The 16,990-nt window shown below is 35.6% G+C and carries 15 protein-coding genes and 2 pseudogenes; 4 read left to right on the forward strand and 13 right to left on the reverse strand.

The features are described 5' to 3' along the window. Positions 1–38: 38 nt before the first annotated feature. Positions 39–1,109, reverse strand: a complete 1,071-nt coding sequence (locus MTO68_RS07625) for a hypothetical protein (protein WP_004820170.1) — start codon at positions 1,107–1,109, stop codon at positions 39–41. A gap of 23 nt (positions 1,110–1,132) precedes the next feature. Beyond that, on the reverse strand, positions 1,133–1,723 hold the full coding sequence (prfH, locus tag MTO68_RS07630; protein ID WP_004820171.1) for a peptide chain release factor H: 591 nt from the start codon (positions 1,721–1,723) through the stop codon (positions 1,133–1,135). Positions 1,724–2,024: 301 nt separating this feature from the next. Between prfH and cgtA the strand changes: the two genes are divergently transcribed. Both cgtA and proB read left to right on the forward strand, forming a co-directional pair. Further along, positions 2,025–3,248, forward strand: coding sequence for an Obg family GTPase CgtA (gene cgtA / locus MTO68_RS07635; RefSeq protein WP_244015538.1), 1,224 nt, complete (start codon positions 2,025–2,027; stop codon positions 3,246–3,248). 52 nt (positions 3,249–3,300) lie between these two features. Then, positions 3,301–4,434, forward strand: coding sequence for a glutamate 5-kinase (gene proB, locus MTO68_RS07640; protein ID WP_004721861.1), 1,134 nt, complete (start codon positions 3,301–3,303; stop codon positions 4,432–4,434). Between the two features lie 47 nt (positions 4,435–4,481). Here the strand turns inward: proB and MTO68_RS07645 are convergent, their stop codons facing one another. The 10 genes and pseudogenes from MTO68_RS07645 to MTO68_RS07690 form a co-directional block, all read right to left on the reverse strand. Beyond that, on the reverse strand, positions 4,482–5,003 hold the full coding sequence (locus MTO68_RS07645; RefSeq protein ID WP_004820176.1) for a hypothetical protein: 522 nt from the start codon (positions 5,001–5,003) through the stop codon (positions 4,482–4,484). Positions 5,004–5,023: 20 nt separating this feature from the next. Continuing rightward, a complete protein-coding gene (locus MTO68_RS07650) occupies positions 5,024–5,671 on the reverse strand; it encodes an HAD-IB family hydrolase (RefSeq protein WP_004820178.1) in 648 nt (215 codons plus the stop codon). Next, positions 5,638–6,846 carry a DUF1615 domain-containing protein gene (locus tag MTO68_RS07655; RefSeq protein ID WP_004820179.1) on the reverse strand — a complete coding sequence of 403 codons (1,209 nt, stop codon included), beginning with the start codon at positions 6,844–6,846 and terminating at the stop codon, positions 5,638–5,640. The genes MTO68_RS07650 and MTO68_RS07655 overlap by 34 nt, the downstream gene beginning before the upstream one ends. Positions 6,847–7,153: 307 nt before the next feature. Further along, positions 7,154–7,546, reverse strand: a pseudogene (locus MTO68_RS07660) (transposase family protein); the annotation flags it as partial. Between the two features lie 37 nt (positions 7,547–7,583). Beyond that, positions 7,584–7,988, reverse strand: coding sequence for a transposase family protein (locus tag MTO68_RS07665; protein ID WP_008942454.1), 405 nt, complete (start codon positions 7,986–7,988; stop codon positions 7,584–7,586). Between the two features lie 471 nt (positions 7,989–8,459). Then, complete coding sequence (locus MTO68_RS07670) at positions 8,460–11,540, reverse strand: RHS repeat-associated core domain-containing protein (protein ID WP_244015539.1); 3,081 nt, start codon at positions 11,538–11,540, stop codon at positions 8,460–8,462. 282 nt (positions 11,541–11,822) lie between these two features. After that, positions 11,823–12,215: pseudogene (locus tag MTO68_RS07675) on the reverse strand (transposase family protein); the annotation flags it as partial. Positions 12,216–12,252: 37 nt separating this feature from the next. Beyond that, positions 12,253–12,657, reverse strand: a complete 405-nt coding sequence (locus tag MTO68_RS07680) for a transposase family protein (protein ID WP_008942454.1) — start codon at positions 12,655–12,657, stop codon at positions 12,253–12,255. Positions 12,658–12,729: 72 nt separating this feature from the next. After that, a complete protein-coding gene (locus MTO68_RS07685) occupies positions 12,730–13,521 on the reverse strand; it encodes a hypothetical protein (RefSeq protein ID WP_244015540.1) in 792 nt (263 codons plus the stop codon). 435 nt (positions 13,522–13,956) lie between these two features. Then, complete coding sequence (locus tag MTO68_RS07690) at positions 13,957–14,298, reverse strand: hypothetical protein (protein ID WP_244015541.1); 342 nt, start codon at positions 14,296–14,298, stop codon at positions 13,957–13,959. A 303-nt stretch (positions 14,299–14,601) separates the two neighbouring features. Here MTO68_RS07690 and dusB point away from each other — a divergent pair, with 303 nt between their 5' ends. Next, positions 14,602–15,618 carry a tRNA dihydrouridine synthase DusB gene (dusB, locus tag MTO68_RS07695; protein ID WP_035371138.1) on the forward strand — a complete coding sequence of 339 codons (1,017 nt, stop codon included), beginning with the start codon at positions 14,602–14,604 and terminating at the stop codon, positions 15,616–15,618. 43 nt (positions 15,619–15,661) lie between these two features. On the opposite strand, the gene MTO68_RS07700 is transcribed toward dusB, so the two are convergent. Then, on the reverse strand, positions 15,662–16,255 hold the full coding sequence (locus MTO68_RS07700) for a DUF4291 domain-containing protein (protein WP_244015542.1): 594 nt from the start codon (positions 16,253–16,255) through the stop codon (positions 15,662–15,664). Positions 16,256–16,462: 207 nt separating this feature from the next. On the opposite strand from MTO68_RS07700, the gene MTO68_RS07705 reads away from it, so the two are divergent. Continuing rightward, the gene (locus tag MTO68_RS07705) at positions 16,463–16,978 is read left to right on the forward strand and encodes a DinB family protein (RefSeq protein WP_244015543.1); all 516 of its coding nucleotides are present in this window, start codon (positions 16,463–16,465) and stop codon (positions 16,976–16,978) included. Positions 16,979–16,990 lie beyond the last annotated feature (12 nt).

The raw sequence follows: 16,990 nt of genomic DNA on the forward strand, positions 1-16,990 counted from the left end.
ATCAAGGAAGCTCAGGCTTCCTTTTTTATTGCCAAAATTTAGATATAGCTTGTTTCATAAACGGTTTTATTTGTAAAAGACAGTAAGCTTTGTCTACTTTTATGCTGCTTTTGTGGAAGTGAATTGTCGGTTTGATTTAACAAAATTCGATCAGCAATGGCATAAGTCGTAATATTCTCATTGCCTACAATTATTAATAAATTTTGATCAGCATATAAATTAAAAACTTGTTGAGTTTGTTCGGGTATTTCCCAATAGTTTGCTGAATAATCATCATCCCACGTAGTTTTCGCGAGTGAAAGAAGATGTATTCCTGATCGATTTTTAGGTTCAGGTTTAAGGTCAAACTCTTCTTGATCCCACAGTTCAATATTCCAAATGGCAACATGCTGATCATCAAGCCAGCACATTACAGCATTCCAGTTTTCTCGATAACATAATGTTTGGACACTTGAGCCATCTTCACTTTCAAAAGGGTTATGTTTAAACCATTGACTGAGTGACCAAACTTTGGGAGAAGCTACAGGATGCCATATCCAACCATCATCTAAAATATAATCATTGTTTGGACTGACATATAACGCGCCATGAAAGTAATCTAAATAGTGTTTAGGAGGTTCAGTTTCATAAGCTGCAATATAGCGCTCAGTCAAAAGCTGATTTGTGGTTAAATTAAATGCTTCAAGTCGATTCCAGTCACTTCTATAAATACAAATATCTTGTGAATTGAACTGTGCAAAAGCCAATGAGAAAGATACGGTATCTTCATAATAATTTTGACTATCAATGTGTAGAACTGTTTCCAGTGTTTGGGTATTTATTACAACTCCAAATTGCCCATGATCGACATAAACTGCGATAAATTTCCCATTGGCACTACATTTAATTTGGTATTTAGGGGTACCGTAATGACGGAGTTCTCGATTATTTAGAACTGGAAGCGGAAGGGGCGTTATGAATAACTGTTGTAATTGCTGTTGAGTTAAGTTGTAGCAATATAAATAGCCTTTTTCGGTGACGATATAAATTTTGCATGTATCTGCATCAATAGCTGTAATATCTAAAATTTCGCTATCTAAACCTTTTAAATTATAGTGTTTTTGTTTCATGTAATTCTCTTTTTAAAATATTTCTACTTCTTAAAACTGCGTATAGCATTGCCTCGCTCTATCAACGCGTGTTGTAAATGTTGAGCGTGTTTCTGATGGGCTTGCTGGCTCTCCATCTGTTGTTGTAGTTTGAGAGCAATTAACTCTTTTGCCACACGCTTATTGGCATGTTGGCTCCGTTCAGACATGACCTTTACACTTATTCCAGATGCAACATGCGTTGCATGGACAGCAGAGTCTGTTGTGTTGACGTGTTGTCCACCAGCACCTGAAGCACGGCAGGCCTGAAAAGTGATGGTGTCATCTGCAGGTAATTGTAACGGTGTATCAAATAGTGTGATGCCTACAAACCAGTTTTTACGTTTATGTTGTGGACGAATTGGACTTTGAAAAGTCCATTGAATTGTACCGAGCCAAGTATTGAGCCATGTTCGGGCATCCTCATCGACACTGAGCAGTACCGAGGAATAACCATATTGAGTCGCATGGCTTTCAATTGTTTGGAGATGGATTTTTTTTGTTTTGGCTTCTTTGTGTATTTCTTCAAGCGTATATTTTACAGCGAGTTGACATTCTGCGGGTCCAAGCGCAGCACTGAGTTGGACAATAGACAATATGAGTGTTCCTTAAAATTAATCTGGACGATCGAAAATCAAAAAAACGCATGCGAATAAATAGAAATTGTGAGATTCATTAAAATAAGCGTGATTTAATTTTGAATTATTGATTTTCAGCGAATTGATTATAGAAAAATATGTGAATAAAAAACAATCGAAATCGAATAAAAATATGCATTATCAATCCTCTCACAATAAATGTTTAAGAAAATTCATGCTTAGCTGAATAATACTATTCGAGAAATTTTTGAAAATATGGCAGAATATGGGGTTTTAAAGATTTTAGAGGATTGGCAGCATGCGCTTTGTTGATGAAGCAGTCATTACCGTAGAGGCTGGCGACGGTGGCAATGGCGTAGCCAGTTTTCGCCGTGAAAAATTTGTACCATTTGGTGGCCCAGATGGTGGTGATGGTGGTCGTGGCGGCAGCGTATATATTCAAGCTGACGACGATACCAGTACCTTAGTAGATTATCGTTATACCCGTAAATTTCGCGCTGAACGTGGTAAAAACGGTGCTGGCGCAAACTGTGCTGGTCGTGGTGGTGAATCAGTTATTCTGAAAGTTCCAGTAGGAACAACCATTGTAGATACAGAGTCTGGCGATATTATTGGTGATTTGGTTGAAGATGGCCAAAAGGTTTTAGTTGCACATGGTGGCGATGGTGGTTTGGGGAATACTCATTTTAAATCATCGACTAACCGTTCTCCGCGTAAATGTACACATGGTATCAAAGGTGAATACCGTGAAATTCGTTTAGAGTTAAAAGTTCTAGCGGATGTAGGTTTATTGGGGATGCCGAATGCAGGTAAATCTACCTTTATCCGTGCAGTATCAGCAGCTAAACCAAAAGTTGCAGATTATCCATTTACAACAATGGTACCGAACTTAGGTGTGGTCGATGCGGATCGTCATCGTTCATTCGTTATGGCGGATATTCCAGGATTGATCGAAGGTGCAGCAGAAGGTGCAGGTTTAGGGATTCGCTTCCTTAAGCATTTGGCACGTACACGTATTCTTTTGCATATTGTCGATGTACAACCGATTGATGGTTCAGATCCTGCCTACAATGCCAAAGCGATTGTGGAAGAATTGAAAAAATTCTCACCAACATTGGCTCAATTACCGATTGTTCTTGTTTTAAACAAACTTGATCAATTAACTGATGATACTCAAGAAGAATGGTGTAATCATATTCTTGAAGAATTACAATGGGATGGTCCTGTATTTAAAACTTCAGGCTTGCTTGAAGAAGGTACCAAACCTGTTGTGTATTACCTCATGGATCAAATCGAGCAACAACGTGAGTTGGAAGACGAAGATCCAGAGTATGCAGCGAAAATGAAAGCATTCCGTGATCAGCTTGAAGCTGAAACACGTGAGCAAACGATTGCTGCAAAAGAAGCTTATCGTGAAATGCGTCGTCAACAACGTCTTGCCGGTATTTTGGCAGAGGAAGAAGATGATGAGGATGACGATGGCGAGGATGATGGCGAAAAGGAAGTGTACTACGTACGCTAATTTCTAAGGGTATCTAAAGATACCCATTTAGAAAAGAAAGACCGAGGACAAGATGATAGAAGTGGTAGATGGGCAACGTCAGCTCAAGGCTTTAAAACGTATCGTTGTTAAAATCGGATCATCTTTACTCACAGCAAATGGGCAAGGTTTAGATTTGGATGCAATTTCGCATTGGGCGAAACAAATTGCAGATCTACACAATGCAGGACACGAGATTATTCTTGTGTCTTCAGGTGCTGTGGCTGAAGGAATGGTTCGTATGAAGCTAGAGAATCGACCCACCGATTTACCCAGTCTACAAGCTTGTGCTGCCATTGGTCAGATGGGGCTAATTCATACGTGGTCAAGCGTGTTGGAAAAGCATTCTATCCAAACGGCGCAAGTCTTGTTAACTCATGATGATCTTGCGGATCGCCGTCGTTACCTTAACTCATGTGATGCATTGCAGAATTTAATTGATTGGAAAGTGATTCCTGTAATCAATGAAAATGACACAGTGTCTACTGATGAAATTCGCTTTGGTGATAATGATACGCTTGCAGCAATGGTTGCAGGGCAAGTTCATGCAGACTTACTGATCATTTTGACTGATCAGCAAGGGATGTTTGATTCAGACCCGCGTTCTAATCCAAATGCAAAATTGTTCCATACTGTTCGTGCAATGGATGAAACCTTGTTTGATATGGCCGGTGGTGGTGGTAAGTTTGGTCGTGGTGGTATGTTGACCAAAGTTCGCGCTGCTCGTCTGGCTGCCAAGTCAGGTTGTCCAACGCTGATTGCCAGTGGTGAAAGTGACAATGTATTGGCTCGTTTAATGGCGGGTGAATTATTGGGTACTTTATTTATTACCGACGATGATCGTGTTACAGCACATCAACAGTGGTTGGCTGCACACCTTCAAACTGCAGGGCGTTTGGTTTTAGATGATGGTGCTGTCAAAGCCATTAAAGAAAACCATCGTAGTTTATTGCCTGTAGGGGTAAAAGCTGTTGAAGGGCATTTTGATCGTGGTGATGTTGTGGAATGTGTTGATCAGTATGGTCATCGAGTCGCGGTTGGACGAGTGAATTTTAGTTCGCGTTCTGCTGAAACTGTCAAAGGTTTAGCTTCGGATAAAGTGTATCAGGTGCTAGGTGAAGCACGTTCTTTAGAAATGATTCATCGTAATCACATGTCGATTTATTGATTAGTTTTAAGATTTCTAAGAAATATAACCCCGCTTTGGCGGGGTTTTTATTTGGGTATGATTAATGGTGCTTTTTCGTTGTATAGATCGGATTTAAAAAATTTATGGCCGACCCATGACTTTAAGTAAAAATGTTGATCATGGAAACGAGAGCCTCCTTGTACACCTTTACCAAAATTTTCATCGTTATTTAATTTACGTTTGATCGCACTAAAAAAACTTTTAATATTTTTATCGGGTGTTTTTGAGATGATTCTTAAACTTATTTTTTCTAACGTATCCTCTGTTTCTCGACCACCTTCACCTGCAATCGCATATATACAGTATTCATCTTTGTAGATTTTATCTTTACTGATGTTTTGAGCTTGATCGAGAAAATAGAAGCCAAGATTAGGATGATCATATTGGCTAAGTTGTTCTTGTAAATTATCAGGCGTGGCAATTTTCATTTGAATTTTATGATCTGAATCAAAATATTCTATTGCCATTTCAATTTGATATTTCTTTAACTCGTGTTGAATATAGGGATAGAATTCAGAGAGTGGCATGATGATATTGATATAGGACATTGAAAAATCTCAGTGCTGAATTACGCAAATTTTTTTTCATCTTCTAAATAGGGCAAAACCTGATCCTTACCAACCATATATTGATAGTCGGCCAAATGAAGCATATCTAAATCTTCTTCACTGTTCCCATAGGCGAATATTTTATTATATTGATCTAAATCATATCTTTCTAAGATACGAAGTCGTTTTTGTTCACAACTGCAATCTGGCGTGGAATAGTTGCCAGTAAATTTGCCATCTATGACTTCAGTACCAGTACAGATCAAATCGATATCTAAGATTTGGCAAATGATTTTGAGGTAAATATCTACAGATGCTGAAACCAAAACAACATCATCGCCATTTGTTTGATGTTTTAATAACTGCTGATAAAGATTTTGATCCAGTTGTCGAACTAAGCGTTGAGCATATTCGTTTGCAATATCTTGAATTTCATTGGCATCGGCTTGTTTAAACATTGCATTAAATAATTTGATACGCATGGAGTTGGCAGGATAGATATTTAAATAATAAGCCTGAATCCACGGTAAAATTTTAATGCCTTGCTTTACGATATGTCTTTTTGATAAAGCATAGAAAATAAACCCTGTGAAACTGTCTTTTTTACACAAGGTTCCGTCAAAATCAAATAATGCTAAATTTTTAAACGTTTTGCTCGGTGCATACATGTTTCATATCGTCCGTTTACGCGGCTTGCGTACCAGTTAGTATTATAATCACGACTCAATTTAGGCCCAGAAATGACAACTTCAGGCATTATCGCATACATTGGATCTTTGCCTGTTTTATTCTTATAAAGTTTAGTCACTGCAATATAGGTTTGAGTTTTTTCAAAATCTTGCTGCTTCTCGTCTTTTAAATCACTTCGTAGTTGTCTTGGTGTGACTAAAATATTATTTTTTGAAAATAAGGCAGTGAGGGCTTTTTCTGTATCTGTAATTGCCGGACGCGGGGCGCCATTTTTATCATACGAGAGTAAATCACCATCAAGTGCCAGATCAGCTTCAGTGAGCTTATCGATCATTTTTTGAAAAGCGGCATTTCGGCTCGAATACATGCCTGAGTTATAGTCAGCAAAACGATAAATTGGTTTATCATAATCTGCTGGATACATCATTAAACGATGGATTCCATAGTATAAACCTCCAAATTGAGTATATAGATCATCACGTAATTCATTGATGTTCATACTGGTGCGTTTATGCTCTTTGGCATAATTGATATGAACCTGCATGGAACCTAATGTGGTGATTGGGTTCATTTTTTCAGCAATATCTTGTCCAACAAATTTGGCCGCACCTGTCAGCGCACTCACATGATAATGCTTTGCCATATAATCAAAGATTTCACGATAAAGTACGTCTAAATCTTTTTCAGTGCGGACACGACTCATTTGTTTTAAATAGTTATCATCTGGTGAGGGCTGATTTTTTAAAACATTCTCAAAATATGCAGCAACTGTGCCACCAATTGTGGTTCCAAGTTTATCTTCAAATTTTTCATTTAAACGTGTGGTGACTTCTTTTACCGCTTTATCCCCCAAACCTGGCACGACAGGATTGGCAACAAAGTTAGATTCCTGATCAACCACCGCAATGATGGTACAGATATTTTCTTTGTTGGTTGGGATTTTTAATTCATTGGAAATATCGTAGATGTCTTTTGCCCACGAGTCACGTTGATTGACACGATTTGGAATCAGTTTTCTGATTTGCTCTTGTTTTAATTGTTCATCATCTTCATTGGCAAACCATGAACCTTTACCACAAGCGACTAGGCTTAAAGAAAGAGCTAACACGCTGAAAGATTTAAGAAATGCGTGATGTCGAACTAATTTTTTCATGTCGAAGAAAACATACTCAGAAAATGATGAGCCACTATGGCAGATGCAGTATACTATGAAGGTCTAAAAATGTATGAATATATATGTATATTGGTCCTTATCAACTGTCAAATAATTTAATCGTTGCACCTATGGCAGGTGTGATAGATGTTTTGGTGATTTTATTAAATATTAAGTAGTTGGATTGATTTTTTGGTGTAAGGCGCAAATATGGTGCAGTAAATACAAGATTTTTCGATAGATCTTAAAAAATACTATCTAAGAGCAAAAAATAGAGAGTAGACTTCCTTCATAAATCATTTTTCAATCAATTTAATTGTTTATCTTTCACCCAATCTAAATTGTATATGCCAGCAAGTAAATTAAACCGCAGGTTTAATCTTTTACGACGATTTCTATATACACAAGATAAAATCTTAAAACATTTCATCCTTCCAAATACATGCTCTACTTGAATTCGTCTACGACCAATCTCTCTATTTAACTTTTTTAATTCAGAATCTAATTTTTCAGTTTTCTTTGCTTTAGATGGCATGAGGCATCCAAAACCCAATTTTTTTATCCCTAAATACCCCTTATCAACGATAAAAAAGGGCTTAAATTTTAATTTCCTCATACTTTTTTTAAATATTTTAAAATCATGCATGCTTCCATGACTTCCACATACACTCAGTATTTCACCTGTTGTATAGTGCATAGATAGCTGAAATTTAAAGGTATGTCGCTTTTTTTTACCGCTATACCATTTCTTCTGTTTTTTTTGGACGTTGAACTAATATTTCAGTTGCATCAATCACAACAACTTCCCAATCCACTTCATCTCGATTAGGAAGTTGTTTTGGCAAGTTAAATTTTCCAGAACGGATTAAGGTATCTTCAATAACACGTGTGATACGAATTGCACTCGTTTCAGATACACCGTAACTCATACCAAGATGGAAAAATGTTCGATATTCTCTCCAATATTCTATACATAAGAGCAAGCGATCTTCCAACGGTAATTTATGCGGTCGTCCTTTACCAATATGACGAGGTAAATGCTTATTTAGCTCGGCCAACATGAGGTTAAATGTAGCCCAACTAACACCGGTAAGCCTACGAAACTTAACGTCTGATAATTTTTGAATATCTTTGAATTTCATCCAAGGATTATCCCTTGAATTAAATAATTTTGCTGATTAATTTAAGATCAAATAAATTGTACGTTTTTTGATTTATGACGGAAGTCTAGTGAAATTAATTATAAATTCACTCTCTAATTTAATCAAAATTCACTATTATTTAATACCTAAAATTTCTTCTTTTAGCTTTCTTTAAATAGTACTTGTTAAAAACAAGAATCCCAGGCAATAGTGAAAGAGCAAAACAGATTAGATTAAAAAAGAAATAATAATTATTTTTAGATATCAATTCCTTATAGCCATTAATTTCTGATCCAATAATCAGTGGAGCTCCAAAGAAAGGAATCATGAGTAGATAAACAATTATTCCCATTAAATCTCTTATTAAGCCTTTTTTGTGGCTTATATCCACAAGAATTTTTGAATATACATATACTATAAACATAAAGTATAAACAAAAAATTAAAAAGAACAAAAATGCGTTAAACCATATCATGGAGCACATCCTACTTGTATATCGTTTGGTTTCAAACCACCACCAATGAATTCAGATGAGCCAACAACTGTACCTTCGAATACAGCACCTGCAAACATACCAGGGGTGCGGTTGTATCCACGAGTACCTAATGGTTTACCTATCATATTTACTCTAGTACCAAATCTACTTAATACATGATTTACTGGGCCGCCAGCTGCACCACCTACCATAGCGCCACCTGCAGCATAGAAATTATAATTTTCCATGGCCATAACATCTCGATTTTGTACAATATTACCAGTAGCTTGACCAGCCAAGCTTGCTACTCCTGAACCAATTGCTGCTCCTGCTGCTGCTCCTACAGCATGAGATGAGGTTGGCATTAAAGCACCTACTGCAGCACCTGTAGCAGCACCAACTAATACTCCTTGCCATCCGCCAGTGATTCCTCCACCAATTCCACCTGCAATTGCACCATATATTGCGCCAGGAATTCCCCATTGACCCTGATAATCTACAAAGCTAATAGGATTGTTACCGACATATGCATAGGTATTTGTACCGCCTGCAAGCCCTACAGGATCACTTTGTGTATAACGGCCAGTCGTTGCATCGTAATAGCGATTCCAGTTGTACCATAGGTTACTTTCCGCATCATAATATTGACCTGGGAATCCAATATTAAACTGCCCAATATTGCTTTGAATAACATAAGTGTCGTAACTAGTATGGCGTGATTCCCATACTATATCTTTGTTGGAATTAGTAAGTTTATGAGGTCTGCCTAAGTGATCATTATGAACATAGTTAAGCTGATTACCGCGAACCATACCTATAACTTGTCCACCTAGCCATATATATACTGTGTTTAAGGAACCATTTTGAGTTATAGCTAGGTCTGTTTCAGCTAATAAACGACCATCAGGAGAATGAACATAATTCACACTACCTGCATTACTACTTTTACGACTACGAAGATTAAATGCATCATAATCGTATGTAGTTATTGTTGAGTTATCATTTACAGTGTTTAGACGATTAAAACCGTCATAAGTGAAATTCAAATTTCCCCCATGACCTGTTTTTTGAGTAATATTTCCTAAATCATCATAAATAAAGGATTTTGGTTCAATATTGGTGGTATTTGATAATTTATTCCCCGAATTAATTTGATAAAAAGTATACTGATTATTACTTGAGCTTTTAGTTCGATTACTATTTTTGTCGAAATGCCAGACTTCACTCAACATGAAATTTTCAGAAAAAGTGCTAGATAAGACCAATTGTCCAATATCATCATGCTCATATATAGTTAGATCTTGAGGTTTGGTTCTATCGTCAATTTCTCTTATCAAATTATTCACATCATATGAGTATGATAAATTATTTAAACTAGTTAAACGATAATTTGTATCGTAGTTTGCTACTCTTGTTAGACCGTTTCCATAAGTCCAATTTTTAATTCCACCATATGGTTCATATTCAATACCACTAACTACTGTATGTTCTACACCATCAATTTTGATTTTGACACTATTTACGCGACTCAAAGCATCATAACTATAGGTAACTTTATAAGATTCGTTCTGACGACTTTCACTTTCTAAGCGTCCGTAACTATCATATGTCCAATATATTGGATAACTCACACCATTAATCGAAGTTGCTTGTACACTTATTTTTCCATCTTTAGTATATTCATAACCTTTTGCTGTCACCCCATCGGATGTACCACAAAGTCGTCCTATTCCATTAGTACATTGATCATAAATCCATGTCTGAACTGATGTACCAGTAATTGCTTTTGTTCGTCGATTCAACGAATCGTATGAGTATGTTGTTGTAACCCCATTTGATCTAGTTAATTTTAAAATATTTCCATTTAAGTCATACTCGTAAAAACTGTTACCAGTATCAGGGCTACTAATACTTAATAGGTTACCAAACCCATCATAACTATATCTAGTTATGTTTCCATTTCCATCCCGAACAAATGCTACATTCCCTGATTGGTCATAGATAGAACCAATCGTTGAGCCATCTGGGCGATGTTCTTCACTCATATTATTATATTTATCATAAATGTATCTTGTAACTTTTTTTGAAGAATCAGTTTTTTTTATTATATTACCATTTGCATCATATTCGTAACGAACATTTTGGTTGTTATTTCCTTTACTAGCTGTTGTCCATCCTAATTGATTATGAGAAACGCTTTGACTAAAGCGAATGTTATTACCTTCTCTATACTCAACGGTCAGTAATTTACCTAAATTAGAATATGTATAAAATTGCCCACTAATTACTTGATCTCCTACGCCATGTGTAATATTTGATATATTTCCAAAATCGTCATAATTTATGGTTTCTCTCATGCCATCTTTTTCAATTTGGGTTATTCCAAAAGGACCATATTTATAATTTTCAATTCTAGTATTATTTTCAGATATTGTATTTCTTTTACTTATAATACGAGATCTAGCATCGTAAACGAATTCTATTATCATCCCATTTGGATCAATAATTTTTCCTACATTACCTAAGTCATCATAGTCACTATACTTTATGGTATGTCCTGCGGAATTTACCTGTTCTATCAGATTTCCTATGTTATCATAAGTATATGATATTGATTTTGAGTTTTTAACAATGGAAATATTTTTGAGCATGCCATTATTATGTAAAGTATAGCCGTAACCAGTAACACTACAATTTGAAGTCCCCAATTTACTACATGATGTTATGCTTTTAATTCTATTTTTTGCAGGTTCATTCTGTGAATAATAATTATAATTAATTTCTTGAATTGCATTATTGTTTTCTAGAATTTCAATTTTACTAAGTAAGCTAGGTGAATTTAACCAGTAATATTTTATAGTCTTATCAATATTTTTTTCTTCCAATAACCTACCATCCGAATCATGAGTATAGAAAGTTTCTATATTATTCCAGTCAACTTTTGATTTAATATAACCATTATTATCATAAGTGACAGTGGAACTGCTATCAGGACAATTATTTACCCCACTTCTTTCAATTCTTGATAATTTGCTTTTTGTGTTATCCGTATAAATATATTTAGATATTGCTCCCAAAGGATTAGTTACTATAGTGTAATTATTACCATAATTTAAACTGTAAGTTTGAGTTCCATTGCTACGTCCACTTTGTGTAGCTTTATCACCTGTATAAAGGTAGGTAGTGTACCTTTTATCATTAATTGAAATACCAGTTAACTTTTTCTCACCTGCGCCATTTTCACCATAATGAAAGGACTTACTTCCTAAGTTATCTGGATAAATAATTTTAACTAAATCCTTTTTGTCATTATATATATAAGTATATATATTAGACTTCCTTCATAAATCATTTTTCAATCAATTTAATTGTTTATCTTTCACCCAATCTAAATTGTATATGCCAGCAAGTAAATTAAACCGCAGGTTTAATCTTTTACGACGATTTCTATATACACAAGATAAAATCTTAAAACATTTCATCCTTCCAAATACATGCTCTACTTGAATTCGTCTACGACCAATCTCTCTATTTAACTTTTTTAATTCAGAATCTAATTTTTCAGTTTTCTTTGCTTTAGATGGCATGAGGCATCCAAAACCCAATTTTTTTATCCCTAAATACCCCTTATCAACGATAAAAAAGGGCTTAAATTTTAATTTCCTCATACTTTTTTTAAATATTTTAAAATCATGCATGCTTCCATGACTTCCACATACACTCAGTATTTCACCTGTTGTATAGTGCATAGATAGCTGAAATTTAAAGGTATGTCGCTTTTTTTTACCGCTATACCATTTCTTCTGTTTTTTTTGGACGTTGAACTAATATTTCAGTTGCATCAATCACAACAACTTCCCAATCCACTTCATCTCGATTAGGAAGTTGTTTTGGCAAGTTAAATTTTCCAGAACGGATTAAGGTATCTTCAATAACACGTGTGATACGAATTGCACTCGTTTCAGATACACCGTAACTCATACCAAGATGGAAAAATGTTCGATATTCTCTCCAATATTCTATACATAAGAGCAAGCGATCTTCCAACGGTAATTTATGCGGTCGTCCTTTACCAATATGACGAGGTAAATGCTTATTTAGCTCGGCCAACATGAGGTTAAATGTAGCCCAACTAACACCGGTAAGCCTACGAAACTTAACGTCTGATAATTTTTGAATATCTTTGAATTTCATCCAAGGATTATCCCTTGAATTAAATAATTTTGCTGATTAATTTAAGATCAAATAAATTGTACGTTTTTTGATTTATGACGGAAGTCTATTGTTCGCGGGATCAATAACTTGAGTTGTAAATGAGTCAATATTTTTAATTTTAATTTTTTTTCCATTTGTGTGAATTATTTCTGTTCCATTATTTTTAAATTCTTCCCAACCAATACCATGCATATTTTTCCGGCTTCTTAATATTCCGATATCTAACGCAGATAATCCACCACTGTAAACCTCATATGTCTCAACACTTCCATCCAGATTGGTGAACGGTTGTGATAATTTACCCGGATCTCTATATTCAGCAAAAGACATCTGCCCATTCGGAAGTGCACGTGCCAGTCTTACCTTTCTATTATTCGAGCTAAGGCCAGTTGGATACATCATAGTTCCGAAATTATTTTGCCAGCCTGACTTTAATGTGTACGAAATATTTGATTGTAGAATATTGAATTTAATGTCTTTATCTTTAGAGTGATAAAAACTGGAATATGACAGTGGCATTTCCCAACCAGTCGTGAATATTGGTTCTTCATGCAATTTTTCTCCATTTGCTATCTCAATTGGATTGGGTGTAGTGCAATTAGTTGCAGAAGAAACGATAGATGGGGAAATATTGGACATATTTGCAAATCCATAATCCCTGTAACTATTTTGTTGTAATAGTTGAGACATATTATTTATTTGAGAAATATCTAAAGTTGGGGGGCTTGATGTATTGCCATAAAATACTAGTGGGGGCATTGTGTAATTCGCATAAATATTTGAAACTATGAGATTACCTACCAGTAATGTAGATATAAATTTTACATGTTTTGAAAAGTTCAAGTTTTATTACCTTATATTTAATAATTGAGTAAGTTGTAATGTTGAAACACCTTGATGGTAATGATAATCATTTGCTTTTATGTAGTCTAGTTTTTATAAGAATTTATGTGCAAATTCATATTAAATTATTGTTTATAAATTCAATTTAGAATAATTAAGTTTGTATCTAAAATTTATCATTCAAAAAATGGTCTTCCTATAATCGAATTCCTATCATTCTCGGAAATATCTTTATTGGGGGATCATCTAGCTCTATGGCGATTAGAAGCAAATTTTAAAAAGTTCAATAAAATTTTATGAATTACTAAAAATGATAATGTGATTAGGGGGCAGTTTGGTAAAAATGGGCAGCTTACCACTGAAGGAATTTGGTCGAAAAAACATAGGATTGTTCCGATGAGTGAATGTGATATGTCCTTTATAAATTTTTAATTATTATGTATGTGTATGATTTTGCATGGTGAAAGGTTTAACCAGCCAAACATACTCAGCATAAACAACTACCACTTTAATATAACTCATATCTTTTAAAGTAGTAGTTGAAGCAACACCATCTACACCTTTCAATGGTTCGCCCTTACGAAGTGAAATAACATTTTCTGAAAAATCTTGACGAGTTAAGGAATAGATATTTTTCTCAGAAATCTCTAAACTAGCAATGTGAGTAGTAAGTGCACCAGTCTTAGTCCGTGCAAAACTATCCGCTTCTTCTAAATCCTTATGAATAAACTCGACCAAAGTACGATGCTTTAGTTCTTCTTTTGGATTGAGCATCATTTCTGGGTTTAATTCGATTTCAGCTTCAGTTCTTTTAATCCACTCATCAGCTAATGATTTTTTGCTGAAAGTTTTTTAAAACTGCATAGGTGGATAGTTTTCACGTTGTAAGCATATTTAGGTACCATAACACAAAGTACCATCTTTATTGACTATCTAGTGGCTGTACCCATGCAAATTGCATCATAAATATTTTGCGGTGCAAATAAAGTGCAACAAATGAGCATTAGAAGTCAATAACAGGCGATTCAAAGAAGTTTAAAGAGGTCACAGAAATTGAGTCAAAACAACGTTATTACAGAATTGTTTGATAAATCAATAGATAAGAAACTTTGGGTCGCACCTATGGCCGGAGTCACAGACCGTCCGTTTAGGACACTGTGCAAATACTTTGGTGCTGGGCATGCGGTAAGTGAAATGATGACCTCTGATCAGACCTTACGTATGACCAAAAAGAGTTTATATCGGGCAAATTTTGATGGTGAATTAGCGCCGATTTCAGCGCAAATTGCAGGATCTGAACCAGATCAGTTGGCTGAGGCAGCACGTTATCAAGTTGCAAATGGTGCGCAAATTGTTGATATCAATATGGGATGCCCAGCAAAAAAAGTTTGTAATAAACTGGCAGGTTCGGCATTGCTGAAAGATGAAGATTTGGTTGCCCGAATTTTAGATGCAGTGGTAAAAGCGGTTGATGTGCCTGTGACGTTAAAAACGCGGTTAGGTTTTTTAAATGGCCATGAGAATATTATCCGTGTGGCGAAAAGAGCAGAAGAAGCAGGAATTGCAGCCTTAGCTTTACATGGTCGGACCCGTGAGGATATGTATTTAAATACGGCACGTTATAGTTTGATTAAAGAAGTCAAACAGATGCTCTCTATTCCTGTGATTGCCAATGGAGATATCGACAGTCCAGAGAAAGCTAAATATGTATTGGACTATACTGGTGCTGACGCCGTTATGATTGGGCGCGCGGCCCAAGGGCGTCCGTGGATTTTTCGTGAAATTGCCCATTATTTAAAAACCGGTGAATATTTAGCAGCACCAGATATTCAAGAAGTAAAACACGTATTACTGGGACATTTGTCTGAGCTTTATCAGTTCTATGGTGAATACTCAGGTTGCCGAATTGCACGCAAGCATATTGCTTGGTATACCAAAGGCTTACATTCAAGTAATGAATTCCGTCAAAATATGTACAAAGTGGAAAGCACGATAGAACAAGCAAAAGTTGTTGAGGCTTACTTTAATCACTTGCTTGAACAAGGTAATACGATGAGTGATGTACAGGTTGAGTCGCTAAATTTATTGGATGTGTAATCAATAAGGTGTAATTAGTATGGAAGCGAACTCCCATACTGAATCAACCAATCACCAAATGTTTTTTTAATGCATCGTTTAAACGATAAATACGTTGTTTAGGCAAGAGCTTTTCAGCGTGTTTATACTGTCCTAGACGTCGAAATTGCGCCATCTTATTTACAAGAGGCGTGATATCTTGGATTGAGTGAATCGCCGTGTTGTTAAACGCTTGAATTAAAAAACGACTCATCCCAATTTGAATACTACGCTGTTCAAGCTTAGTTCCCTTTAAATTCCGTTCAGGATCCCACTGAATATGAACTTTGGCATTTTCAAAAGACTCAAACCAGAGTTCGCCATTTTTATGCGCAGAGAGTGTCGGGTCGGTATGGATACTTTGCTGGAGTAAATATTCCCAAAAATCACGTTTGATACGGATTGCCAAAATATGATTTTGGTTGGATTTTGTTGCCCAATGACTTCTTTCCATTAGCCATAAAAATGAAGGTTTTATCCATGTCATTCTGTGAAAGGAAAAGGGCGAAACAAACTTTTGTTGTTGTACCGCCAATTGTGCAATTTGTTGGTTATAGGCTTGATAAACTGTAATCGTGTCACGGTCATATAGCGCACGTATTTGATGATATGCAGACATGATAAATCTCACTTGTATTTTGAATAAGTTGTTAAAAAATTTAAAACTTAATCAAATAAGTGGAAAATGATTCACCGATTGGCAAAAAATTTGATTTAACATGAGCATCAAGCTAGCTTTATTGATTTTGTCGCTATTCTAGTCAAAATGGCATTTTTATCAAGCTGATTATATTTCATATACCCACAATGATGGTTTATTTAAGTCATGAATAAAGACTCTTTCAGAATACTGGCACAATACAATATCTGGGCAACCCAGCGTCTTTGTGAAAGTTTAAAATCTGTATCCGATGATGATTTTAACAAAGATGTTGGTCTTTACTTTAAAAGCATTGTTGGCACCTTGAATCATCTATTGTTGGGTGAACATTATCTCTGGTATTCACGCTTTAAGCAGGGGATATCACCTGCAATTGCATTAAATACAATGATCCAAACTAAAAAGACAGCATTACTGGATGAATTACAAGAGAAGTCAAAAAATTGGATTGAGTTTCTAGAGCAGTTAGATGAAAAAACCTTAAATGCAGATTTAACCTATAAACGCGTTTCTGGACAACAACTGACTTTGCCTTATGCTGCGACACTTATGCATGTATTTAATCATGGCACACATCATCGTGGGCAAATTACCGCTGCAATGACAGGATTGGGGTATGCATGCCCTGAACTAGATTTGGTGTATATGTTGGTTGAACAAAGCCAAGCCCAATCAATATAAATAGAAGCTGCA

It is taken from the genome of Acinetobacter sp. NyZ410, assembly GCF_022828975.1.
In the GTDB taxonomy this organism is placed as follows: domain Bacteria; phylum Pseudomonadota; class Gammaproteobacteria; order Pseudomonadales; family Moraxellaceae; genus Acinetobacter; species Acinetobacter guillouiae.

Coding starts and splice junctions, on each gene's coding strand:
- MTO68_RS07645 (WP_004820176.1), bottom strand. CDS start 5,003: ATGTCCTATATCAATATCATCATGCCACTCTCTGAATTCTATCCCTAT.
- cgtA (WP_244015538.1), top strand. CDS start 2,025: ATGCGCTTTGTTGATGAAGCAGTCATTACCGTAGAGGCTGGCGACGGT.
- MTO68_RS07680 (WP_008942454.1), bottom strand. CDS start 12,657: ATGAAATTCAAAGATATTCAAAAATTATCAGACGTTAAGTTTCGTAGG.
- MTO68_RS07655 (WP_004820179.1), bottom strand. CDS start 6,846: ATGAAAAAATTAGTTCGACATCACGCATTTCTTAAATCTTTCAGCGTG.
- proB (WP_004721861.1), top strand. CDS start 3,301: ATGATAGAAGTGGTAGATGGGCAACGTCAGCTCAAGGCTTTAAAACGT.
- MTO68_RS07665 (WP_008942454.1), bottom strand. CDS start 7,988: ATGAAATTCAAAGATATTCAAAAATTATCAGACGTTAAGTTTCGTAGG.
- MTO68_RS07625 (WP_004820170.1), bottom strand. CDS start 1,109: ATGAAACAAAAACACTATAATTTAAAAGGTTTAGATAGCGAAATTTTA.
- MTO68_RS07700 (WP_244015542.1), bottom strand. CDS start 16,255: ATGTCTGCATATCATCAAATACGTGCGCTATATGACCGTGACACGATT.
- MTO68_RS07650 (WP_004820178.1), bottom strand. CDS start 5,671: ATGTATGCACCGAGCAAAACGTTTAAAAATTTAGCATTATTTGATTTT.
- MTO68_RS07690 (WP_244015541.1), bottom strand. CDS start 14,298: ATGATGCTCAATCCAAAAGAAGAACTAAAGCATCGTACTTTGGTCGAG.
- MTO68_RS07705 (WP_244015543.1), top strand. CDS start 16,463: ATGAATAAAGACTCTTTCAGAATACTGGCACAATACAATATCTGGGCA.